Genomic DNA, 23772 nt, shown 5'->3' on the forward strand with positions numbered 1-23772 from the left:
ATGCGGCGCTTTCTCCGGGACAACGCCCTCTCGCTGGCGTTCGGGCTGCTGTTCCTGCTGAGCCTCGCGGGACAGGCCTTCGCGGGCCTCGCCGCCTATAACGACAGGCGGCTCACCCACGCCGCCGAACCGATCAGCCTGCTCGACTATCTGACGTCCGCTGACTTCGCCGTCGACGTCGCCGAAAACTGGCAATCGGAGTATCTGCAGTTCTTTCTGTACGTGTTCGCGACCGTGTGGCTGCTGCAGCGCGGCTCCCCGGAATCGAAACCGGCGGGGCGGGCCGGGCTGGAATCGGACGAAGCGCAGCAGATCGGCAAGTATTCGACGACCGATTCACCGAAATGGGCGCGGGCGGGCGGCTGGCGCACCGGGATCTTCTCGATGTCGCTCGGACTGGTGATGCTGGGGCTGTTCCTGCTGTCCTGGCTGGCCCAGTCCGTGGCCGGGATGAGCGCCTACAACGCCGAGCAGCTCACCGAATTCGGTGATCCGGAGTCGTGGTTCGGTTATTTGGCGTCGTCGGACTTCTGGAACCGCACCCTGCAGAACTGGCAGTCGGAATTCCTCGCCATCGGCTCGATGGCGGTGTTCAGCGTGTACCTGCGCCAGCGCGGCTCCCCCGAATCGAAACCCGTGGGCGCGCCGCATCACGTCACCGACGAATCCGGGTGATTGAACCGCGGGGAACGGGTATCCGTGCGGCGTCGGACTGACGACCACGGACAGGAGTGTCCATGACCACCACCACGAAACACGACCTCGTCTCGGTGATCACCGAGGACCATCGCGCCTTCGAACGGATCTTCAAGGAACTCGAATCCGGCAAGGGCGGTGATCGGCACCGCAAGGACCTCGCGGATCACGTGATCGCCGAACTCGTGCGGCATTCGATCGCCGAGGAGCAGCACATGTACCCCGCCGCGCGGAAGCACCTTCCGGACGGCGACAAGGTCGCCGACCATGAGATCGAGGAGCACGCCGAAGCCGAGCGCGTGATGAACGACCTCATCGGCCTGGAGCCGTCGGACAAGCGGTTCGACGAACTGGTCGGCAAGCTGATCGAGGACGTGCGGCACCACATCGAGGAGGAAGAGAGCGATCTGCTGCCGAAGCTGCAGGCCGCCTGCTCGCCGGAAGACCTGCGGGAGCTGGGCGAGAAGGTGTTGCGGGCCAAGGAGATCGCGCCGACACGGCCGCATCCCGCCGCCCCCGACCGGCCGCCGGCGAACCGGATCCTGGCGCCGGGGACGGCGTTCATCGACAAGATCCGGGACGCGCTGGCTGACCGCGCCACCTGAGCCTGGCCGGAATGCCGTGAAGGCCTCCTTCCCTACGCTCAAGGTAGGGAAGGAGGCCTTCACGGACCTCTCGCCGGTGGTGCGGGGTGGCGAGGTGTCGCGAAAGCCACTTTCGCGACGTCAGATGTCCCGAAAGTGGCTTTCGCGACATGCCACTTCAGCTACTGGACGAGTCACCCGGCTCAGGGTGCTGACGGGGTTTTCAACCGCCACAAGGGGTCGCGAAAGCCACTTTCACAACGTTGAAGGTTGCGAAAGTGGTTTTCACAACCTTCGGCGGCTCCTCAAAGCGAAGCGTGCACATCCCGCACCGAGGACTCGGGCAGCTCCCCCGTGAGCGCGAAGTCCACCCGCCGCGCCACGGAGACCACCTGGTCCGCGAACCGCTCGTAGAACCGCGCCAGCAGCGCCACCGAGATCGCCGGCGCGACACCGTGGGTCCAGCCCGGCTCGGTGACCAGCGTCATCAGCTCCTCGTACAGCGCGTCGACACGCTGGTCGGACCGGGCGAGCGAGTGGAAGACCTCCGCGGTCGGCCCGTCGATCGCCGCGCCGAGGTCGTCCGCCATCGAGCAGACGAGCCCGGCCATCTCACCGAACCGGCCTGCGACGGCGTCGGGGACGGCGAATTCCGGCGCCCGCGCGGCCTGGTCGGCGATGTGCTGGGCGAGGTCGCCCATCCGCTCCAGCCGGTCGGCGCAGTACACCGCCGCGAGCACGGTCCGCAGGTCGCGCGCGACCGGCGCCTGCAGGGCGAGGAGTTTCTGCGCGGTGCCCTCACACGTGGTCCGTGCCGCGTTCAGTTTCGCCTCGACCTCCGCGAGTTCGGCGGCGGCTTCGACGTCCCGGTCGAGGAAGACCCGGTTCGCGAGCCGCAGCTCTTCGCAAGCCATCCCGCACATGCTCGACAGCAGCTCGCCGAGAACGCTCAGCTGTCCATGGAATCGATCCCTCATGTCAGCACCTTCGCGGGTTCGAGGACGTACGTCGCGTACGCCGCCCGGATCACCGGCTGGGCGACGTTGCGCACGGGGACCCCGCCCGGGCTGACGCCTTGCTCGCTGCCGTAGTGCGCGTGCCCGTGCACGGCGAGCGCCACCTGCGCGTCGTCGATCGGCTCGCACAGCAGGTACGAACCAAGGAACGGGTGGATTTCCGGCGGTTCGCCGTGCAGGGTGCCGGGGATCGGCGAATAGTGCGTCAACGCGACGGTCACGTCGGGCTGCTCGTGTTCGAGCCCCTCCAGCGCGGTGCGCAGCCGCTTGGCGGCCGCCATGGTGTGTTCGACGAAATCCTTCATCTCGCGTTCGCCGAACCGGCTCGCGCATTTGCCCGCGAACCCGCCGCCGAAGCCCTTCACCCCGGCGACGCCGAGCCTCCCGCCCTCCAGGTCCACGGTGGTGGCCGAACCCTCCAGGACGGTGATCCCGCTTTCCTCCAGCAGCCCGCCGATCGCTTCCGCCTGGTCCGAGTGGTAGTCGTGGTTGCCGAGCACCGCCACCACGGGGACGTCGAGCCCGGCGAACTCGTCGGCGACCACCCTGGCCTCTTCGACGCTGCCGTGCCGGGTGAGGTCGCCCGCGAGCAGCAGCACCTCGGCGTGTTCGGCGATGTTGTCCAGTGCCGGCCGCAGCAGGCCTCGGTTGTCCTCCCCGAGGTGGACGTCCCCGACCGCGGCGACCCGGATCACCGGATCTCCTCGGCGCGCGCCGGTTCACGGACGTCGGCCAGCCGGACGTCATTGTGCACCAGTTCGGCCGCGATGTGTTCGCAGACGACCGCCTCGATGTCGGCCTTGCGGTTGGCGCACGGGACCTCACCGCTGAGCCGGACCTGGTCGCCGCGCACGGTGACGTGCACGCCGAGTTCGGCGGTCCTCGGATCCTCCGCCAGCGCCTTGGTCAGCCTGGCGACCAGGTACTGGGGCGCTTCCTGAGGCATCGGAAGCTCCTTTCCGTCGATGATGGACAGTGCCGCGAGCAGCGTCAGGAACGACCAGGCGTACGGCGATTCGGCGGTCTCCTCGGCCACGCGGTGCCAATCGACCTGCTCGCGGAGGTCACGGGCGATCCGCAGCAGCGGCGCGAAATCGCAGCGATGCGGGCTGAGCACGAGCGTCTTGTCGACGAGCAGGTCGGTCCCGTTGAGCACGGGGGCGGCGGTCGCCCCGACGCGCATCAGCGAAGCGCGGTCGAGCATCTCGTCGGTGACCGGCCGGTGATTGGGCCGGAAGATGAGGTCGACGAGGCAGTCGCCGTCGTAGACCTTGGTGAGCCAGTCCTCCGGCGGATGCACCCGTCTCAGCCCCGCGGCTTCCAGCGCTTCCGCCGCTTCCTCGATGTCCTCGTGTTTGAGGAAGAGGTCGACGTCGTGGTCGGACGGCGGGCCGCCCCGCGCGTACACGGCGAGGCCGCCCGCGACGGCGAACCGTACCGAAGTGCCGTCCAAAGTGGACACCACCTTGGTCAGCGTGTGCAGCAGTTCCTTCTCGTTCACGGTCGCTCCCCCACCCCTGTGGCCAGTTCGTGCCACCTGCCGACGTCCGGTTTCAGCGGTTCGGTCGGAAGTCCTTCACCTTCCCGCAATCCCTTGAGGAACGCTTCGATCGCGTCTTCCGACGAGTATCGCGGCGTCCAGCCCAGCTCTTCCCTGGCGCGCCTGCAGTCCATCACCGGGAGATGCAGCACGGCGTCGAAGAGTCCCGGCGTGGCCGGGATCAGGTGCAGCGACCAGGCCGCGGCGAGCGCGCGCCGGACCAAGGAGGCCGGGACCTTCACCGGCTTGGCGCCGAAGATCCGGGCCAGCGCGCGGGTGTCCAGCACCGGGTCGGCGGCGATGTTGAAGGCGCCCTTGACGTCCTGGAGCGCGCAACGACGGTAGGCATCGGCCACGTCTTCGGTGTGCGTGGTCTGAATCCTCAGTTGCGGGATGTCCGGAAGGATCGGGACGAGCGACGGCCGGACGAGCTTGCCGGGCACGAACGGGCCGCCGAAAAGGCGGCGCTGTTCGGGTGCCGCGGCCTTCTGGAAGAGGAATCCCGGCCGCACCCGCACCACCCGCAGCCGTGGATGGCTCCGGTCGAACGCCTCGAGAACCCTTTCCACATAAGCTTTTTCCCGGGTGTACGCCGCCTTGGGCGAGCCGTGCGTCGGCCAGTCCTCGGTCACCGGGTGGTCGTCGTCGCGCGGCGAGTACGCCCCGATCGACGACGCGTACACCAGTGACGGCACCCGCATCGCCTGCACCGCCTCGAACACCCGGACCGAACCCAGCACGTTGGCCCGCCAGGTGACCTCGGGCCGGTGCGTGGGCTGGAAGAGCCAGGCCAGATGGATCACCACGTCGGCACCGTCGAACACGGCCCGGAGGTCGTCGCGGGCGACGTCGGCGGTGACGAACTCGGTCTTCGGGCTCTCCCACCGGCTGGGGCGCCTCGCCAGGCCGACGATCGAGCCGACCTCGGGGTCCGAACCCAGCGCGCGCACCACCGCCGTCCCGACGTTACCGGTGGCGCCGGTGACCACGATCCGCTTGCCACTGCTGCTCATGGGTACGGTTACCCGCCGTCGCCCCGGCTTAATCGGCGCGGAGGCGCTGGACGAGACGACGGGCGGGCAGCGCCATCGCCCCCAGTCCGATCGACGAGGAGACCTCGTCGGTGGGTGTCACGAGCAGGTGGTCGATCTCGTCGAGCAGCCTGCGGCACCGGTCGAGTTTGTCCGCGTCACCCGAACGGGCCACCTCGGCGAGTGCTTCGAGCAGGTCGCCGACCACCCCGCGCGCGTGCTCGCCGGGATGCCGGAACGGCTGATCGCTCCGGGCGGCCTCGTTCACGGCGTCGATCAGCTGGGCGAGCGGCTGCCACAGGGAAATGAGGTTCGCCAGCGGTTCCTCCGGGGTCTCACGCCGTCCGCGCAGGTTCAGGTACCGGCCCTCGCGGGTCCAGCCGATCGCGTCCTCCGCCTCCGCGGCCAGGCTGCGGACGTCCTGCACGCGGCCGTCGAGGGCGTCGGCCGAATCGCCGCCACGGACCAGTTCCGCGGTCTCGTCGAGGACGTCGGCGATCGCCGCGGCCAGCCGGGAGGCCGCCTCCCGCAGGCGCTGGCCGTGCAGCGGGGGCAGGATCACCGCGTTGAGGACCGCGCCGATCGCGGCGCCCAGCGCCGTTTCCAGCAGCCGGTCGGCGAGCAGGACGGGTTCGGTCGCGTTGCCGTAGGAGATCAGCAGCATGCCGGTGATCCCGACCCATACCCCCGAATCGCCGAAACCCCGCCATGAGCCGATCAGCAGCCCGACGAAGATGACCAGCCCGAGCGCCACCGTCACCGAGGGGATGAGCTGACCGGCCCCCGCCGCGAGCAGCACCCCCACGCTGACCGCGCCGACCTGCTGCGCCCAGCCGCGTAGTGAGCGGTAGACGGTGGCCTGAACCAGGAACACCGCCGCGTACGGCGCGAGAAAGGGTTGCGGCAGCCGCAGCACCGCCGTCGCGACGATCCACGCGATCACCGCCGCGGCGGCGGCCTTCGTGGTCTGGATGAGACTCCGGCGCTCCTCCCCCGGAACCCGGAACGCCCGGGCGGTCCAGGCGAACGGTGCCGTCAATCGGTGCCGGGCACCCATCACGGCCCCGGGGGTGCCAGGTGGACGACCTTCGTCTGCGTCATCTCGTCGAGCAGTTCGGGCCCGTAGCCGTAACCGCTGCCGCTGGCACCGCGCGGATGGGCGGCTCCGCCGGGCGCACCGCCGAAGACGTTGTTGATCTTCACGGTCCCGACCGGGAGTTCGCGCCAGGCCCGCTGCGCGTGCGCCATCGAGGGGGTCAGCACCGTCGCGGCGAGACCGTATTCGCCCTCCGCCGCCCGGCCGAGGGCCTGCTCGAAGTCCGCGACCACGCTCACCGGCGCGACCGGGCCGAACGTCTCCTCGCGGAGGATCCGCATCCCGGAGGTGCAGCCGGTGAGGACGGTCGCCGGATAGAAGGCACCCGGACCGTCCGGCACGACGCCGCCGACGAGCGGATCGGCGCCTTGCGCGATCGCTTCCGCGACCTGGGCGTGTACCCCCTCGCGGTGACGCCGATCGACGAGCGGGGCCAGTTCGCGCTGGCCGGCTTCGGCGACCAAAGCGGTGAGGAAGGCTTCCGCGACGTCCTGGTGCACCAGGATCCGTTCGACCGAGACACAGATCTGTCCCGAGTTGGCGAAGGCCCCGGTCGCCGCTTGACCGGCCGCCCACACGGGATCCACGCCGGCGTCGACGACGAGCGGATCGTTGCCGCCGTTCTCCAGCAACGCCTTGGCGCCGGTCTTCGCCGCGCTCGCCGCGATCGAACGACCCGCGACGGTGCTGCCGACGTGGGCGATGACATCCACGTCCGCGTGGGCCGCGAGTTCGGCACCGACGCTCCCGTCACCCTGAACGGTCTGCAGCACTCCCTCGGGAAGCGCCTCCGACAGCACGTTCCCCAGCCAGGCGCCGGTGTGCGGGCAGCGTTCACTCGGCTTGTGCACCACCGTGTTCCCCGTGACCACCGCGGCTCCCAGCAGCCCGCAGGCCACCGCGACGGGGTCGTTCCACGGCGTCAGCGCGACGACCACGCCCCGGGGTTCCGGCACCATCAGGTCGGTCGCCGACGGATCGCCCAGCAAGGAGCGTCCGCGGTGCACCGGGCCCAGTTCGGCGTACTGCTCCAAGGTCCCGGCTCCGGCGAGGACACCTTCTTCGGCCTCGTCGCGGGGCTTGCCGGTCTCGCTCTCGATGAGGACGGCGAGTTCACCCGCCCGTTCCCGGAGCGACCTGGCCGCGTCCTTCAGCGCGATCCCGCGTTCGGCCGCCGGCGTGGCTGCCCAGCCCGGCGCCCGCCTCTTCGCGGTGGCGATCGCCGTCTCGACGCCATCGGGGGTCGCCGCCTTGACGCTGCCGACGAGCCTGTCGTCGGCGGGGTCGCGGATCTCCAGCACGGCCGGCCGGTCCACCGTCGTCATTCGCACCTCCTCGAAGTTTCCTGCGCGCCGGTTACCCGGTGTCGTTTCGCCGAAACAGTGCCGGGGTAGCCGCGAGGGAAACCACCACCGCGAAGGGGCGACACCAGTGGCACAGCATCGAGAAGACGCGAAGGACGAACAGCTGGGCGGGAGCCGGGTGGATCCGGAGCAGTCCGTGCTGACGACGCAGCAGGGTGTCCGCGTCGATCACACGAACGACTCCCTGACCGCGGGGTCCCGGGGGCCGACGCTGCTGGAGGACTTCCACGCTCGCGAGAAGATCACGCATTTCGACCATGAGCGCATCCCCGAACGGGTGGTGCACGCGCGTGGCGCTGGCGCCTACGGGTTCTTCGAGGCCTACGACGACGCGCTGGCCGACTACACGGTCGCGGAATTCCTCACCAGCGGCGAGAAGATCCCCGTGTTCGTGCGGTTCTCCACCGTCGCGGGTTCACGCGGCTCGGCCGACACCGTCCGCGACGTCCGCGGTTTCGCGACCAAGTTCTATACCCGCCAGGGCAACTACGACCTCGTCGGCAACAACATGCCGGTGTTCTTCATCCAGGACGGCATCAAGTTCCCCGACTTCGTGCACGCGGTCAAACCCGAGCCGCACAACGAGATCCCGCAGGCGCAGTCGGCGCACGACACCTTCTGGGACTTCGTGTCGCTGCAACCGGAGAGCCTGCACATGGTGCTCTGGCTGATGTCCGATCGCGCGCTGCCGCGCAGCTACCGGATGATGCAGGGCTTCGGCGTCCACACGTTCCGGCTCGTCAACGCCGAGGGCAAGGGCACCTTCGTGAAGTTCCACTGGAAGCCCGTGCTCGGCACGCATTCCCTGGTCTGGGACGAATGCCAGAAGATCGCGGGCAAGGATCCCGATTTCAACCGGCGCGACCTGTGGGACGCCATCGAGTCCCGGCAGTACCCGGAATGGGAGCTCGGCGTCCAGCTGGTGGACGAGGACTCCGAGCACGACTTCGATTTCGACCTGCTGGACGCCACGAAGATCATCCCCGAGGAGCAGGTGCCGGTGCGGCCGGTCGGGCGGATGGTGCTGGACCGCAATCCCGACGACTTCTTCGCCGAGACCGAGCAGATCGCCTTCCACACCGCGAACATCGTCCCGGGCATCGATTTCACCAACGATCCACTGTTGCAGGCACGCAACTTCTCGTACCTCGACACGCAGCTGATCCGGCTCGGCGGCCCCAACTTCTCCCAGCTCCCGGTGAACCGGCCGATCGCGCCGGTGCACACGAACCAGCGCGACGGGCACGGCCAGCAGAACATCCACAAAGGACGGACGAGCTACTTCCCGAACTCGCTCGGCGGCGGCTGCCCGGCGATCGCCGACTCCGGCGTCTTCCGGCACTACACCGAAGCCGTGGCGGGCCACAAGATCCGGGAGCGCAGCGAGAGCTTCAAGGACTTCTACAGCCAGGCGACCCTGTTCTGGAACAGCATGTCCCAGGTCGAACGCGAGCATATCGTCGCCGCTTTCCGGTTCGAACTCGGCAAGGTCGAGGACCGGGAGGTCCGGGCGCGGACCGTCACCGAGCTCAACAACGTCGACCACGACCTGGCGGCACGGGTGGCCGAGGGAATCGGCGTGAGCGTGCCCGCCGCTCCGGCCACGCCACACCATGACCGCTCCTCCCCCGCGCTTTCCCAGCTCAACCAGCCTTCCGTCGCCCCGACCAGCCGGAAGGTGGCGGTGCTCGCCGCCGACGGGGTGGACACGATCGGCGTCCGCCGCCTGGTCGAAGCACTCACCGAGCAAGGCGCGATCGCCGAGGTCCTCGCACCGGCCGAGGCCGAACTCCGGCCCGGCGGAGAAGGGGACCCGCTGCGGCCGGACCGGCAGCTCAACACCATGGCTTCGGTGCTCTACGACGCCGTCGCCGTGCCATGCGGCCCGGGTGCGATCAACATCCTCGAACGCGACGGGTACGCGGTGCATTTCGTCGCCGAGGCGTACAAGCACGGCAAACCGGTGGCCGCCTTCGGCTCGGGGTTGGAACTGCTGCGCCGGGCAGGGGTGACGTCGAAGCTGGCCGACGACACCGAAACCCTGATCGACCAGGGCGTCGTGACGACCACGGCGGCCGAGGCGACCCTGCCCGACGGCTTCTTCGCCTCGTTCCTCGCGCAGCTGGGCGAACATCGCTCGTGGCTGCGGAAGACCGACGCGATCCCCGCGTGACCCTGAGTTTGCGGCCGTGGCACCCGGGTACCGGAAGAGGGTGAGCGACCTCGACTACACGATCGTGATCCCGACGACCGGCCGGGAGAATCTCCACACGCTCCTGGCCGGGATCGAAGCCGCCGGGGAGCCCCGGCCCGCGCGGATCGTCGTCGCCGACGACCGGCCCGGCGGCGAGGACCTGCGGCTTCCCCCGTCCAGTACGGAAATCGAAGTGGTCCGCTCCGGCGGACGCGGTCCCGCCGCCGCCCGTAACGCCGGCTGGCGGCGGGCGGAGACCGAGTGGATCGCCTTTCTCGACGACGACGTGGTGATCGGCTCGGACTGGCCGCGGAAACTCGCCGAAGACCTCCTCCCCCTCGGGCCGGAGACGGCGGCGTCGCAGGCGCGGCTCGTCGTACCACTGCCGCCGGACCGCCCTCCGACCGACGACGAGCGCGGAACGGCCGGGCTGGAGACGGCCAGGTGGATCACCGCCGACATGGCCTACCGCCGGTCCGTGCTCGCCGAGGTCGGCGGCTTCGACGAACGTTTCCCCCGCGCCTACCGGGAGGACTCTGATCTGGCCTTGCAGGTTGCCAAGGCGGGCTACCTCATCGCGCGGGGTGAACGCGTCACCGTCCATCCGCCCAAGCGGTCGGGTCCGCTGGCCAGCCTCCGCGCGCAGAGGGGCAACGCCGACGACGCGCTGATGCGGCACAAGCACGGTGTCCTGTGGCGGCAGCAGACCGGAGCCGGACACGGGCGTCTCGAACGGCACGCGCTGGCCACCGCCAGCGCGGCCGGCGCCGCGGCATTGTTCGCACTGGGCCGCCGTAAGGCCGCCGCGGCCGCGGCAGGACTGTGGGCGGGACTGACCGCCGAGTTCGCCGCGCGCCGGATCGCGCCGGGACCGCTCACCCCGGGTGAGGTGTCGCGGATGCTCCTGACCAGCGTCCTCATCCCGCCCGCGGCCTGCTATCACCGGCTGCGCGGGGAACTGCGGCACCGGCTGGCCCGGCGGCCGCAGGCCCTGCTGTTCGACCGGGACGACACCCTCATCGTCGACGTGCCCTACCTCGACGATCCCGACGGCGTCCGTCCCGTGCCCGGCGCCAAGGAACTCCTGCACGGCCTGCGGGCGGCGGGGATCAGGATCGGCGTGGTCAGCAACCAGTCCGGGGTGGCGAAAGGGCTGATCACGCCGGACCGGCTGGCCGCCGTGAACGGCCGGGTCGAACAGGTCCTCGGCCCGTTCGGCACCTGGCAGGTCTGCGTGCACGACGACGGTGACGGCTGCGCCTGCCGCAAACCCGCGCCTGGGCTGGTGCGCCAAGCCGCGGAGGCGCTCGGGGTGGACGTCCGCCGCTGTGTGGTCATCGGCGACACCGGTGCCGACGTCGACGCCGCACTGGCGGCCGGAGCCCGCGGGATCCTCATCCCGACGGCGCGGACCCGGCCCGAGGAGATCGACCGCGCCCGTCGCCGGGCGACCGTCGCGCGCGACCTCGCCGAAGCGGTCCACTTGGCCGTCGCGGGGACTCGATGAACGTCCTGGTCGCGAGGATGGACAACCTCGGCGACGTCCTGCTCGCCGGACCCTGCGTCCGCGCCGTCGCGGCCGGGGCGGACCGGGTGGTCCTGCTGACCGGGCCGCGGGGGCGCGCCGCGGGCGAGCTGCTGCCCGGCGCCGACGAGGTCATCACCTGGTGCGCGCCGTGGATCGACCCCGAGCCCCCACCGGTCACCCAGGAGGACACAGACGCGCTCGTCCGGTGTTTGCGGGAATTCTCCTTCGACGCGGCCTTGATCCTGACGTCGTTCCACCAGTCGCCGCTCCCGCTGGCGCTGCTGCTGCGCATGGCGGGCGTGCCGTGGATCGGCGCGATCAGCGAGGACTACCCCGGATCGCTGCTGGATCTGCGGCACCGGGTCGAGGGTGATCCGCCGGAGCCGGTCCGGATGCTTTCCCTGGCCGAGGAAGCGGGCTTCTCGTTGCCGCCCGGTGACAACGGCGGTCTCGCCGTCCGCTGGCCTCTGCCGCCGGTGGAGGAACTGGTCGGCGACGAGGACTACGTGGTCGTCCATCCGGCGGCGTCGGTCCCGGCCCGGCAGCCGTCCGCCGAACGCTCGGCCGCCATCGTGCGGGCGCTGCAGGCCGCCGGGCGCCGCGTCGTCGTGACGGGCTCGCCGTCGGAAAGCGTCCTGACCAAGGAAGTCGCCGGGGAGGCGCTCGACCTCGGCGGCCGCACGGGACTGGCGGAACTGGCGGCCGTACTAGCCGGCGCGGACGTCGTGGTGGCACCGAACACCGGACCCGCCCATCTCGCGGCCGCCGTCGGGAGCCCGGTGGTCTCGCTGTTCGCGCCTGTCGTGCCGGCGTCGCGCTGGGCGCCCTACGGTGTCCCGTCCGAAGTGCTCGGCGACCAGCACGCGGCCTGCAAGGACAGCCGGGCCCGGGTCTGCCCCGTGCCCGGCCATCCCTGCCTGGACCGCCTCGCGCCCGAAGCGGTCGTCGAAGCCGTGGCGCGCCTCAGCCGGGTGTGGTCTCGCCGCCCAGCGCGGCGATGACCTCGCCGCTGTAGTACGACGAAAGCCGGTTCGAGGCCAGGAAGACGTACGACGGCGCGAGGTCGTCGGGATGCGCCGCCCGCTCGAACGGGACCTGGAGGCCGAACTTCTCCACCTTCTCCGGCGGGAAGGTCGACGGGATCAGCGGTGTCCACACCGGACCGGGCGCGACGCAGTTGATCCGGATGCCGCGATCGGCCAGTGCCTGCGCCATCGCGTACGTCCAGGCGTGCACGGCGCCCTTGGTCGCGGAGTAGTCGATCAGCGATTTGTTGCCGCGCAGGCCGTTCACCGAGCCGGTGTTGATGATGACCGAGCCCTCACCCAGATGGGGCAACGCGGCGTTGGTCACCCGGAAGAAGCTGTGGATGTTCACGTCGAACGTGTGGGTCCACTGCTCGTCGGTGAGCTCTTCGGGGCTGTCGACCGGCCACTGCGTGGCGACGTTGTTGACCAGGATGTCCAGACCGCCGAGGTCCTTCACGGTCCGGTCCACGATCTCGCGGCATTGCGCCGCCTCGGCGAGGTCACCCGGCAGGAGGAGGCACTCGCGCCCCTCGGCGCGTACGCGTTCCTCGGTGTACTTCGCGTCTTCGTGCTCGTTGAGGTAGGCGATCGCCACGTCGGCGCCTTCCTTCGCGAAGGCGATGGCGACCGCGCGGCCGATCCCTGAGTCACCGCCGGTGATCAACGCGCGTTTGCCCGCCAGCAGCTCGCGGCCCTCGTAATCCTCCATGGAGTCGCGAGGCGGCGGGTCCATTTTCGACGTCACGCCCGGCGGCTCCTGCTGCTGTGGCGGCCGTAACTTGTCTGCCATCGGTTTCCCTCCCGTCGGGTGCTTTCGCAGAGGGTTACCCGGATGGCCGCTTTCTCGAACATGCCCGGCCGGGTGTCGCGAAAGCCACTTTCGGGACGTCTGATGTCCCGAAAGTGGCTTTCGCGACATGCACAGCCGAGCCTCAAGCCCGGTCGATGACCGCCTTGAGGAACCGCCGCGTCCGGTCGTGCTCCGGATCGTTGAACAGCTTGTNCCCCCCCCCCCCCCCCCCCCCCCCCCCCCCCCCCCCCCCCGGCCCGGTGCGGCTTCGCGTGACTGGATGGCCGCCTCTCGTGATTGGACGGACGTCACGCGTGTCCAGGCGGACGACACGCCTTGGACCCGGGCCGAACGTGAGTCGTCCGTCGGATCACGCGTGACGTCCGTTCAGGCACGGCGCGACCGCGGGCAGGAAGGCTCAGTGCACCCGCCGGTCCTCAGCCGTCCCCCGGTACCGGATCGTCCACAGGCTGCGCCGGATGTACGTGCGCTGCAGCCACCGGTCCCGCCCGTTGTGCCGCGCGAAGAACTGCGACCGCGCGTGCAGGCCCTTCCGATTGTTGATCAGCAGCGCCGTCCCCGGCTCCAGCTTGACCTGGTGCGCGACCTCGCGGCAGACCCGCTGCAGTTCCTCCAGCGCCTGTTCCGCCTCGACGGTCTCTCCCACCACACCGTTGGCCGAAATCGCCACCTCCGGGGATTCCGCCGGCCCGGAGATGACCGCCACGAGGTCGGAGAGCACGTCGGCCCCGTTGGCCACGTCACGCACGTAGCTGCCGGGCGCGTTGAGCCGGAAGAGCGGACGGCGCAGGACGTCGAGCACCTCCGGATCCAGCGCGGCCGAGATGTCCCTGCCGTCGGCGTAGTAGGTGACGGCTTCCTTGTTCCCGTCCTGGCGGACGCAGTTCAGCACCAGGAAGTCCGGATTGGACACGTCGTATCGGCCGACCTCGTCGTGCACGATGTCGTTGTGGAAGTTCAGGAACACGTGCGAGCTCTGGTTCGTCTGGCTCCGCGCCCCCGCCGACACCGGGACGACGTCGTGCACGAGCCGCCCGCTCTTCTCGGTGGTGAACCCGACGGGCTCGCCGAGCAGCTGGCTCAGTCCCAAAAGGACGGTCTCAGCGACGAACGTCTTCTTGTCCTTGCTGGGCTCGCCGTCGATCGGCGTCTCCGGCAGCTCCGGATCCACCGGCAGGTTGCGCACGAGCGCGACGCCGGGGGTGTCGACGTGCCTGCCGAAGTCCAGGATCGTCTGCGACTGGTCGATCGGCAGCTTCGAGAACGCGACGCGGAGCATCGCCAGCGAGCGGTCGATGTCGTCGACAGGATTCGGGAAGGACCGCAGGTCGCTCCCGATGGTGTCCCGGACTTCGTCGTCGAGGACGACCTCGGCGAAGGTGCTGACTAGGGTTTCCTTGCTGGTCATGGTGTCCTATCCACTTTCCGCCGCCGCTGGACCGGCGGTCTCGTCTTGAACTTGGCGATGAGACTGAGCGCGGGGGCGGTCGCGATCGTCGACACGAGCGTCATGATCACGAGCATCGCGAACACCGCCGGGCTGATCACCTTCAGCTGGAGGCCGACGTTGAGCACCACCAGTTCCGTCAGCCCCCGGCAGTTCATGAGCGCACCGAGCGACAGAGATTCACGCCAGCCGACCCCGGTCAGCCGGGCCGCCGTGGTACTGCCCACCCATTTCCCGAACACCGCCACCGCCGTGATCACCACGGTCCACAGCCACAGCGAACCGGAGCCGAGCAGGCTGAACTCGGTGTGCAGCCCGGTGTAGGCGAAGAACAGCGGCAGCAGCAACGTCAGGGTCACGCTGCCGAGCTTCCCGGCCGCGCGGGTGACGACCGGATCGTTCCTCGGCGCGATCACCCCGAAGAGGAAGGCGCCGAAGATCGCGTGGATGCCGATCTCGTTGGTGGCCAGCGCCGACAGCATGATCCCGCCGAGCAGGATCGCGAGCACCGCGGACTCCGGCACGCGGGCGAGCGCCTTCGCCAGCAGCGGCCGGACGACGTAGAGCATGACCACGACGAACACCAGGGTCAGCCCGACGGTCAGGATCACCTCCGACGGTGACCCGCCCTGGCTGACGGCGACCACGACGGCCAGCAGGCACCACGCGGCGACGTCGTCGACGGCGGCGCACGTGAGCGCCAGCGCCCCCAGCGGCGTCTTCGAGAGGCCGCGGTCGGTCAGGATCCGCGCCAGCACCGGGAACGCCGTCACGCTCATGGAGACCGCGATGAACAACCCGAAGGCGAGGAAGCCGACGTCACCGCCGAAGGTCGGGTACATGCCGAGCGCGAGCACGATGCCGCAGACCATCGGCAGCGCGATGCTGACCTGGCTGACCGTCACCGCGGTGAACCCGCGCCTCCGCACCGCGCCGAGATCGATCTCCGAACCGACCAGGTACATGAAGAAGATCAGGCCCAGCTGCGAAAGGATGTTGATCGCCGAGACCACCCCGCCCGGGAACAGCCAGCCGAACGCGCCGGGCCAGACGAGCCCGAACAGCGACGGACCCAGCAGGATGCCGGCGACGATCTCGCCGATCACCGCGGGCTGGCCGAGCCGCCGGGCCAGGACGCCCGCCAGGTAGCAGGCGCCCAGGATCACCGGAAGCGCGACAAGCAGGCGCGCGTAGGTGTCGGGCCCGCCGCCAGCGGCCTTGGCGCCCGTGCTCGCGACGGGCGCGTAGGCCGACCCCAGGCCGAGCACCACGACGACGACCACCGCCGGAACCGCGATCAACGCCGTCCCGACGACGATCCGGCGCAGCGTGGTGCGCCCGCCCCGGTCCCGCACAGCCGAATCCATCGAGTTCTCTCCCTAACCGGCACGCAGTTCCAGCGTGCAGCATTTGACGCTGCCGCCCGCCTTGAGCAATTCGGACAGGTCGGCACCGATCGGTTCGAAGCCGTGTTCCCGTAGCTGCGCGGTCAGCTCGGTGGCCGCCTGTGGGAGCACGACGTGCTTGCCGTCGGAGACGGCGTTGAGCCCGAACACGGCGGCGTCGCTCTCGGAGGCCAGGATCGCGTCGGGATACAGCTCCTTCAGCAGCAGAAGGCTTTCCTCGGAGAACGCGCCCGGGTAGTACATGACCGTGTCCTCGTCGAGGACGGCGAGCGCCGTGTCGAGGTGGTAGTACCGGGGGTCGATGAGCGTCAGCCTGGTCACCGGGCGGCCGAAGAACTCGCGCGATTCGTTGTGCGCCTCCGGATTCGTGCGGAACCCGGTCCCGGCGAGGATCGTCTTCCCGGAGACCAGGTAGTCTCCTTCCCCCTCGTTGACCCACTGCGCCTGCCGCACGTAGCGATATCCGTTGGCCCGGAACCACTTCAGGTACGCGGCGGATTCGCCGGCGCGTTGCACGTGGTGGAAGCGCGCGACGAGCACCTGCCCGTCGACCACGGTGGCGCCGTTGGCCGCGAACACCATGTCGGGCAGGCCGGGCAGCGGATCGAGCAGCTCGACACGATGGCCGAGGTCGACGTACAGGTCGCGCAGCCATTCCCACTGCGCGATGGCCAGCTCGGTGTCCGTCGGTTTCTTCGGGTCCATCCAGGGATTGATCGAGTACTCGACGTCGAAGTACGTCGGTCTGACCATCAGGTAGTGCCGTTGGGTGGCAGTCCGTGACACGCTTCCTCCACGCGGTTTTGGGCGTCTTCCGCCACCGGACCCTGGGTAAGGGCCCGGTTTCGTCGTATTCGTTGCTATTTCTGGGTTTCGGAGAGTTTGACCTCGATCTTCCCGGCCAGGTCGTTCGCGTTGCGCATGGCTTCCTCGAAGGACGCGCCCAGCGCCCCGATGCCGCCGAAGATGTTGTTGCCGAGCGGCGGGCGCTTGATCAGGTCACCCGGTTTGGCGAAGATCTTGAGGTAGTACAGGGAGTCCGATTCGTTCACCGCGGGCGGGACGTCGATCGAGGCGATCACGCCGCCGGGGCAGATCAGGCACATCGCGGCGGTGTGCAGCCCGGTCGGGCTGAAGTGCCGGACGTCCGGCCGCACCCCGCGGGAGACGTCCATGAGTCCCTTGATCGGGTCGTATCCCGCCGAAAGCCGCGCCATGTGGTCGAGTCCCCCGCCGCCGGGGCGGACGGCGATCTCCAGCAGGAACGGTTTGCCCTGGTGGAACCGGACTTCGGCGTGCAGCGCGCCGCGGGTGAGCCCCTGCGCACGCACGCCGGCGGCCACCACCGCGTGCACTTCGGCCACCTGATCGGCGGTCAGCGACGTGGGCGCGTGGTGCACGTCGTCGTCGAAGGTCTCCCCCTCCGACGTAACCCTGTCCACAATGGACCCGAGGTAGACCTCGTCGTCCCAGGCCACCGCCTCGATGAGGTGCTCGTGACCGTCCAGAAAGGACTCGACGAGCAGGCCGTGCGGGCCGAGATCCAGGCCTTCGGCCTCCATGTTGTACCAGGACATCCCGTCGATGCCTTCGCGCGCCTGTGCGTAACGCTCCCGCATCTTCTCTTCGTCGTCGACCCGGAAGACGAAGTTGCTGGCCGCGCCGAGGGTCGGCTTGAGGATCACCGGATAGCCGAAGTCCCCGGCCGCTTGAAGGGCCGAATCGAGGTCTTCGACGAACCGGAAGTCCGGATGCGCGGCACCGCCCTTCTCGTGCGCCTGCCGCATGATCAGCTTGTTCCGGCTGGTCCGCGCCGCGTCGACGCCGATTCCGGGCAGGCCGAGCGCTTCGGCCACCGCGGCGACCAGGACCACGCCGGACTCGGAGAAGGTGAGCACACCGTCGAAGGACTCTTCCGCGTGCCAGGCCTTCGCGTGCCGGATCAGGTCGTCGATGTGGTTGCTGCCGGCGATCCGGTAGCGCTCGGACGGCCAGAGATCCTCGGTCCCGATCCCGTTGAGCACGTACAGCACCCCGCCGAAATCCTCGATCTGCTGATACCGGGGCAGGTAGTAGTAGGAGTTCTGGCTGGCTTCCAGCGCGAGCAGTTTCACGACACACCTCGCAGGGCAGGACGGATCGGGTGGGCACCGCCCGCTCGCACGAGCGGCCGGTCGAGCGATTCGAGTCCGGTCGGGACCGGGCCGGCGCCGGTCAGGCGCGCGGCGAGGGACCGGGCGATCAGCGGGGCGAACTTGAACGACGAGCCGCCGCACGCCGCGTAGGCCAGCACCCGGTCGCCGAGGACGGCGAGCAGCGGGCCGAGGGTGGAGCGCCGGGCCAGGTAGTGACAGTCCCGGGTGTCGACCAGCCAGTCCCGGCGGAAACCCGGGATCAGCGTGGCGAACGTGTCGATCAGGTGCTCACGCCACCACGAGGGCACTGTGGCGCCACCGATCTCGTCGACGACGCGGCACGCGCTCGCGGCGCTGAGCTTCAACGGCGTTCCGGCGACGGGCGGCACGAGCCACGCGCCCCCGTCGGACCCGAGCGACGTGATCGCCGGGGTCGCGGCCCACGCGGCGGCGTCGGCGGGCGGCACGTCGCAGTAGAGCATCGTCTGCCGGTGCAGCACGAGTTCCCTGGACAGCGCGGGGGCCAGCAGATCCCGCGACCACGGGCCCGCCGCCACCAGGACGGCGTCACCGCGGAGGGTCTCCCCGTCGGCCAGCCGGACCTCGGCCCGATCGGCGGCGATCCCGGCGACCTTGCGGTGCGGGTGGAGTTCCGCGTTCGCGTGCCACCGCAGCCGGGTGGCGCACGCGGTCAGGACGCGATCGGCGAGCAGGACTCCCGCGTGCGACTCGAAGACCGCGCTCGTCCCCGGGACGAACCCGGCGTGCGGGAATTCCGCGGCGAGCTCGTCCGCGCCGAGCACTTCGGCCTTCGATCCGGCCGCCGTCAAGAGATCCCGCGCGGCCTCGGGCGCCGGAAGCGCGGTGAGCGCTCCGACCTGTTCGTAGAACGACGTGGACAGCCGGTTTTCGAGTTCGATCCACGCGTGATGCGCGGCGACCGCGGCCGCCGTGGTGGCCGGGTCGCCGGTATGCAACGCGCGCAGCACGCGGTGCCGGTCGAACGAGGTCGCGCCGGAGAACGGGATGTCCGCCTGGTCGGCGATCACCACTTCGTGCCCGGCGGACACGCATTCCAGCGCGGTCAGCAGCGCGATGACGCCACCGCCCGCGAACACGACTCGCATGGTCTTCCCCCTCCGGGCGAGACTTCGTTCGGGCAGCACGAGGTACCCGGATGCCACTGCTGGGTGGTGGCATCCGGGCCTTACCCCCGTCGGGCAAGGTTTCTCAGGAAGCGCGCGGGGTCACGAACGTGTCGTTGATGACGTAGCCGTCGAGGCCGTACGTCTCCCCGTACTCGATGAGATCGCTGGTGCGGTTGAGGAAACCGCGCCCGTTGTTGTTCAGCGAGGTGTTGCACAGCACGCTGAACCCGGTCTGCTCGCGGAACGCCTCGAGCAGGTCGGTGATGCCGGCGTTGCGCTCCCGCGTGACCGTCTGGGTGCGCGCGGTACCGTCGACATGCGTGATGGCCTTCAGCTCGTCGGAGGTGACGTGGTTGAAGTACAGCATGTACGGGTCTTCCACCGAGCCGACGAACCACTTGGGGGCGTCGGATTCCAGTGCGATCGGCGCGATCGGGCGGTAGTCCTCGCGGCGCTTGATCTTGTTGAGCCGCACGGTGGTGTCCACGGTGAACGGCGCGGCCAGGATCGACCGGTTGCCCAGCGCCCGCGGGCCCATCTCGTACCGGCCGCGCGCCCAGCCGATGATGTTGCCGTCCTTGAGGTACTTCGCGACCTCGCTCGCCACGAGCGGCCGCGTCTCGTACTTGGCGGGATCCGGGACGACGTCCTCGACGAAGTTCTCCCCCGCGTAGACGTCCCACTCGATGGTCGCCTGCCCGGTGTAGAACCATTGCGCGTCGATGGCGGTGCCCAGTGCGGAGCCGCTGTCGTTCGGGCACGGCGGCACGAACACCGAGGAGAACAGGCCGCTCTCCCGCCACAAGCGGTTCCAGTCGCAGTTCAGGCCGCAGCCACCGGAGATCAGCAGCGGCAGGCCTTCGGTCAGGTTCTTCTCGGCGTAGTCGTAGAACCGGTTGAAGATGGCCTGCGAGTGCTTCGCCGCCGCGTTGCGGTATTCCTGCGACCACACACCGGCGTTGTACAGATGGGACCAGGACATCTCCTCTTTGGACAGACCGAGGATGATGCCGTCGCGGTCGAGGATGAAGTCGATGGTCTTCTGCTCGTCCGGCGTGAGCGGGCCCGGCTCGGCGAACCCGGTCAGCGCCATCTGCTTGCCGGCGTCGTTGAACCGGAATTTCCCCTTGCCCAGCGGGAAACCCGGGTCGGCCAGCGCGAAGAGATACGCGTACTTCGCGCCCGGGTCGGTCAGGACGTGCTGCAGGTGCGTGGCCTCGCCGCGCTCGTCGATCCGATAGAAGTCACCGATGTTCCCCTCCCACACCAAGGAGTAGTACGCCTGACCGGGTGCCGCGGGGGCCATCCCGAGGGAGGTGTAGATATGCGAGCGCTCGTGGGTCGAGGAGAAGTACCGCACGTCCTTGCCGAAGAACTTGCCTGCCTCGTCGGAGATCGCGCCCTCGCCGACACCGAAGTATCCGGTGCGGGACGGCGGTTCCACCGAGAACTCCCCCTTGACCCAGCCGCCGAGCGCGACCACGTCGGGCTGCTTGTCGAGCATGCCCGCCGCGCGCGCCATCAGCTCGCCGGTGATCCGGTCGTAGCGCGGGTAGTTGTCCTTTTCCGACTCCAGCGCGAACAGCAGCTTGCCGTCCTCGATCGCCACGATCCCGCCATCGTGACCCTCTTTCATCGACAGAATCAGCATTGTGTCACCGAATTTCGCTCGCCTTCATTCGTCGACTCATTCAAGCCGCGCGGCCCGTTGACCGGAAGCGCCGCGCGGGGAGAACAATCAACCTTCGGACGAGCCGCCCGGCAGGGTGCGCACCGCCTCGTGACGCAGCGATTCGAACGCGTTCTTGCGTGTCCTTCGGCCGGCCATCGGGACGGCGGCGGCCAGCGGCCCCGGTTCCCGTCGCCGTTCGGCGGCGAACGCGCTGACCAACCGGGAGACCGCGTAGCGCCCGGCGACGTTGGCACGCTGGAGAAGTCCGGCGTCCACCACGGATTCGAGGAGTTCGTCGGCGGTCTCGATCATGATGCCCATCGCGGCGGCGACGCCGATCGACGTCGTCCAGCCCGCCCCGCTCTGCCCGAAGTGCTGGACGACCTCCCGTTCGGTGGGCGACAGATGCTCGTACGCGGCGGAGAACCGGTCCCGCACGTTGACGTCGCCGACACAGAGACTGTCCATGAGCCGTTCGCGATCCGCGAGCTGGCCGGCGGTGTAGGCGATCGCCCATTCCGGGCGCGCGGCGATCTTGCGGCCGACGATGTTGACCGCCAGCGGAAGATCACCGCACAGTCCGGCGATCGTGTCGGTGGCGTCGTGTTCCGCCCGCACCCGGCCCGGACCGGCGATCCGGCCGATCAAGGCCAGCGATTCCTTGCGGGAGAACGTATCGAGCTCGATGCGGTTCGTGTCCTCCAAACCGAGCAGCCGGGCGCGGCTGGTGACCACGACCTGGCTGTGCGGAGCCTGGCCGAGCAGCGGCCGCACCTGCCCCTCGTCCCGGACGCCCGTCAGGAGCACGAACAACCTGCGTTCCGCCAGCAGGGACCGGTAAAGCCCGATCCGCTGCATCGGATCGTCGGGCACGAGATGCGCCGGCACACCGAGCGCGCGCAGGAATCCGCGCACGATCCCATTGGCCGACCGGCCGCCGGAGCCGCTGTCGCCCAGGTCGGCGTACAGCTGCCCGTCCGGGAAGTCCGCCGCCACCTCTTCCGCCAGCCGCAGGGCGAAAGCCGTCTTCCCCACCCCGATCGGGCCGCTGACGAGCAACGGCACCTTGACCGGCCCGCTCGCGCCGATCATCTCGGCGGCGTCGGCCAGATCCCGTTCCCTGCCGACGAAAGTCCTCGACGCCATCGGCAGCTGGGCCGGACGGGCGAGGCGGATGACGCCGGATGCCGTCGCGTGCGCGCCGTCCGGTGGCGTGTCGGCCGCACGGTCTTCCCGGGTCTCGGCGCCGGTTCCCGGCTGTCCGGCGACGCTGCGCCAGCGCCGTTCCCACACCGCACGGTCCCCACCGCACGCGGAGACGAACGCCAACGTCACGGCGAGCGTCGGCAAGCGATGGCCGCTCGCCGCGCTGGACAGCACGGAAGGTGCGAACAGTGCGGTCCTGGCGAGTTCCCGGTAACTCGGGTTTCCCGCCCGGTTCCTCAAAACGCGCAGATCGTGAGCGAATGCGGCGATCGGACCAGTGGAGCCGTCCAACGGTCGCTCGGGTCTGCCCATGCCCTCTCCTCCCCTGGATGGGGTAACGCAATCGCGCTGCGTGACCGCCATCCTTGTGACCTTCCTGGCCACAACCCTAAAGGACCAATGAAGGATGCAGCAGATACAAATAGGTGACTCAATGTACAAAGTCCAATAGTTGGACGCGGAAATTCACCCCCTTGGTGGCACCGGATAGGGTTCGCCCATGTCTGACCCCCTGCCTCCGCTCGCTGAACTCAGGCGGGCCGCCGAAGTGTTCAACGGCTTCGCGAATGTCGACGCCTCGTGGCTTCGGTTGCTCGAGGAAACGCACACCGCGATCGACCTGTCACAGCCCGCGCACCGCACAATTCTTCTTCGCTGGCTGAACTCGTGGGGATGCCGTATCCGGTACCCGCGGGACGGCGAACCCGCACCCTTCGACGACGGCGTCCGCGCCTGGTGGGAGACCTGGGGGACCACGCTCCCGTCGGCCGATCTCGCCGGCTTGACCGACGCGGAGATCGACGCCGCCGCGAAGGCCTACGCGGACCTCTCGGGTGTCGTCGTCTCAGCGGGACGAACCAGGCGTACGCTGGGCCCGACCGCCGCAGCCAAGGCGCTGTATGCGTTGCGGCCCAACACGATCATGCCGTGGGACGCCGCCATCGCGGCCGCCCTCCACGGCGCCCGTGACGGCGTCGCCTTCAGCGCGCACCTGCGCCTCGGCCGCGCGTGGGCCGCCGCGGTGATCGCCGAGGCGGGGGTCGGCGGGGCGGAAATCCCCGCCCTGGTGGGCAGGCCCGTGACACTGGCGAAGATCCTCGACGAATACCTTTACGTCGCCTTCACCATGGGCGCCACGGGTGACTGGGAACACACAGCGGAGAATGGTGGAAAAATGGTAACCGGTGATGACGTCAGACGGATCGTTTCGGACCTTCCTCGTGCCTATGAGGCACTGGTCCGTGACCGGGCGAAGTTCCGCGTGGGGCGAATCGTCTTTCTTTCGCTCTCACCGGACGAAACCGTGATGGGATTCGGCTATCCCAAAGAGGAGCGGGAAGCGCTCGTGGCGGTCGAGCCGGAGAAGTTCATGATGCCGATTCCGTCCGATATGCGCTATCAGTGGGTCCGCGTCCGGCTGTCCGCGATCGATTACGAAGAGTTACGAGAGCTGATCGTCGACTCGTGGCGAATGTGCGTTCCGAAGAAGGTCTGGACGGAATACCTGGAAAAGAACCCGAGCTGAACTACTCCTTTCGGCGTGCGCCGTTCAGCCCCGTCGCTTGCCCTTTTCGGTCGCGTGAATTCGCCGTTCGGGCGACGGACGCGGGTAAGAATCCCGTGCCGCCCGGGTCGATGTCCGTGAAGGCCTCCTTCCCTACCTTGAAGGTAGGCAAGGAGGCCTTCACGACCCACCCGACTCGCGCGACACCAGCCGGACGCGTCGCGAAAGCCACTTTCGCGACGTCTGATGTCCCGAAAGTGGCTTTCGCGACATGATCGCCGGGTTCGCGCTGGCTCCTGCCGCACCCCGAACGCGCGTGAAGGCCCCCTTCCCTCGGCTGAGCCGAGGGAAGGGGGCCTTCACGCG

20 protein-coding genes are annotated in these 23772 nt (G+C 69.2%); 6 read left to right on the forward strand and 14 right to left on the reverse strand.

The genetic code is table 11. The features are described from left to right. The gene (locus tag ACXIZN_RS16985) at positions 1-675 is read left to right on the forward strand and encodes a DUF6766 family protein (protein WP_457955595.1); all 675 of its coding nucleotides are present in this window, start codon (positions 1-3) and stop codon (positions 673-675) included. Between the two features lie 62 nt (positions 676-737). After that, positions 738-1301: a hemerythrin domain-containing protein gene (locus ACXIZN_RS16990; RefSeq protein ID WP_457955596.1), complete on the forward strand. Its 564-nt coding sequence runs from the start codon at positions 738-740 to the stop codon at positions 1299-1301. Positions 1302-1585: 284 nt separating this feature from the next. On the opposite strand, the gene ACXIZN_RS16995 is transcribed toward ACXIZN_RS16990, so the two are convergent. From ACXIZN_RS16995 to ACXIZN_RS17020, 6 genes are read right to left on the reverse strand one after another with little or no spacing between them, the layout of a single operon-like run. Then, complete coding sequence (locus ACXIZN_RS16995) at positions 1586-2257, reverse strand: phosphate signaling complex PhoU family protein (RefSeq protein ID WP_457955597.1); 672 nt, start codon at positions 2255-2257, stop codon at positions 1586-1588. Continuing rightward, positions 2254-2991: a metallophosphoesterase family protein gene (locus ACXIZN_RS17000; protein ID WP_457955598.1), complete on the reverse strand. Its 738-nt coding sequence runs from the start codon at positions 2989-2991 to the stop codon at positions 2254-2256. The genes ACXIZN_RS16995 and ACXIZN_RS17000 overlap by 4 nt, the downstream gene beginning before the upstream one ends. Next, positions 2988-3797 carry a nucleotidyltransferase family protein gene (locus tag ACXIZN_RS17005; RefSeq protein ID WP_457955599.1) on the reverse strand — a complete coding sequence of 270 codons (810 nt, stop codon included), beginning with the start codon at positions 3795-3797 and terminating at the stop codon, positions 2988-2990. The genes ACXIZN_RS17000 and ACXIZN_RS17005 overlap by 4 nt, the downstream gene beginning before the upstream one ends. Then, a complete protein-coding gene (locus tag ACXIZN_RS17010) occupies positions 3794-4849 on the reverse strand; it encodes an NAD-dependent epimerase/dehydratase family protein (RefSeq protein ID WP_457955600.1) in 1056 nt (351 codons plus the stop codon). Before ACXIZN_RS17010 ends, ACXIZN_RS17005 begins: the two co-directional genes overlap by 4 nt. A 28-nt stretch (positions 4850-4877) precedes the next feature. Then, positions 4878-5924 (reverse strand): FUSC family protein, encoded by a 1047-nt coding sequence (locus tag ACXIZN_RS17015; protein ID WP_457955601.1) that lies wholly within the window; start codon positions 5922-5924, stop codon positions 4878-4880. After that, entirely contained in the window at positions 5924-7288 is a 1365-nt protein-coding gene (locus ACXIZN_RS17020) for an aldehyde dehydrogenase family protein (RefSeq protein ID WP_457955602.1), read from the reverse strand. The genes ACXIZN_RS17015 and ACXIZN_RS17020 overlap by 1 nt, the downstream gene beginning before the upstream one ends. A gap of 106 nt (positions 7289-7394) precedes the next feature. Between ACXIZN_RS17020 and ACXIZN_RS17025 the strand changes: the two genes are divergently transcribed. From ACXIZN_RS17025 to ACXIZN_RS17035, 3 genes are read left to right on the forward strand one after another with little or no spacing between them, the layout of a single operon-like run. Next, positions 7395-9500: a catalase gene (locus tag ACXIZN_RS17025; RefSeq protein ID WP_457955603.1), complete on the forward strand. Its 2106-nt coding sequence runs from the start codon at positions 7395-7397 to the stop codon at positions 9498-9500. A 40-nt stretch (positions 9501-9540) separates the two neighbouring features. Beyond that, positions 9541-11028, forward strand: coding sequence for an HAD-IIIA family hydrolase (locus ACXIZN_RS17030; RefSeq protein ID WP_457955604.1), 1488 nt, complete (start codon positions 9541-9543; stop codon positions 11026-11028). After that, complete coding sequence (locus tag ACXIZN_RS17035) at positions 11025-12050, forward strand: glycosyltransferase family 9 protein (RefSeq protein ID WP_457955605.1); 1026 nt, start codon at positions 11025-11027, stop codon at positions 12048-12050. The genes ACXIZN_RS17030 and ACXIZN_RS17035 overlap by 4 nt, the downstream gene beginning before the upstream one ends. Here ACXIZN_RS17035 and ACXIZN_RS17040 read toward each other — a convergent pair. The 8 genes from ACXIZN_RS17040 to ACXIZN_RS17075 form a co-directional block, all read right to left on the reverse strand. Further along, positions 12013-12867 (reverse strand): SDR family oxidoreductase, encoded by an 855-nt coding sequence (locus ACXIZN_RS17040; protein WP_457955606.1) that lies wholly within the window; start codon positions 12865-12867, stop codon positions 12013-12015. The two genes, ACXIZN_RS17035 and ACXIZN_RS17040, sit on opposite strands and share 38 nt — an antisense overlap. 418 nt (positions 12868-13285) lie before the next feature. Beyond that, a complete protein-coding gene (locus ACXIZN_RS17045; RefSeq protein ID WP_457955607.1) occupies positions 13286-14296 on the reverse strand; it encodes a TauD/TfdA family dioxygenase in 1011 nt (336 codons plus the stop codon). Continuing rightward, positions 14293-15702 carry a cation:proton antiporter gene (locus tag ACXIZN_RS17050; RefSeq protein ID WP_457955608.1) on the reverse strand — a complete coding sequence of 470 codons (1410 nt, stop codon included), beginning with the start codon at positions 15700-15702 and terminating at the stop codon, positions 14293-14295. Before ACXIZN_RS17050 ends, ACXIZN_RS17045 begins: the two co-directional genes overlap by 4 nt. A 12-nt stretch (positions 15703-15714) precedes the next feature. Beyond that, positions 15715-16527: a dimethylargininase gene (ddaH, locus tag ACXIZN_RS17055; RefSeq protein ID WP_457955609.1), complete on the reverse strand. Its 813-nt coding sequence runs from the start codon at positions 16525-16527 to the stop codon at positions 15715-15717. Between the two features lie 74 nt (positions 16528-16601). Further along, positions 16602-17855: an ATP-grasp domain-containing protein gene (locus tag ACXIZN_RS17060; RefSeq protein WP_457955610.1), complete on the reverse strand. Its 1254-nt coding sequence runs from the start codon at positions 17853-17855 to the stop codon at positions 16602-16604. Next, positions 17852-19003: an NAD(P)/FAD-dependent oxidoreductase gene (locus tag ACXIZN_RS17065; RefSeq protein WP_457955611.1), complete on the reverse strand. Its 1152-nt coding sequence runs from the start codon at positions 19001-19003 to the stop codon at positions 17852-17854. Before ACXIZN_RS17065 ends, ACXIZN_RS17060 begins: the two co-directional genes overlap by 4 nt. 103 nt (positions 19004-19106) lie before the next feature. After that, a complete protein-coding gene (locus tag ACXIZN_RS17070) occupies positions 19107-20660 on the reverse strand; it encodes a carbamoyltransferase C-terminal domain-containing protein (protein ID WP_457955612.1) in 1554 nt (517 codons plus the stop codon). A gap of 102 nt (positions 20661-20762) precedes the next feature. Next, complete coding sequence (locus ACXIZN_RS17075; protein WP_457955613.1) at positions 20763-22214, reverse strand: NB-ARC domain-containing protein; 1452 nt, start codon at positions 22212-22214, stop codon at positions 20763-20765. An 862-nt stretch (positions 22215-23076) separates the two neighbouring features. Here ACXIZN_RS17075 and ACXIZN_RS17080 point away from each other — a divergent pair. Continuing rightward, positions 23077-23427, forward strand: a complete 351-nt coding sequence (locus ACXIZN_RS17080; RefSeq protein ID WP_457960535.1) for an MmcQ/YjbR family DNA-binding protein — start codon at positions 23077-23079, stop codon at positions 23425-23427. The last annotated feature ends 345 nt before the right edge of the window (positions 23428-23772 follow it).

It is taken from the genome of Amycolatopsis sp. TRM77291, from assembly GCF_054166285.1.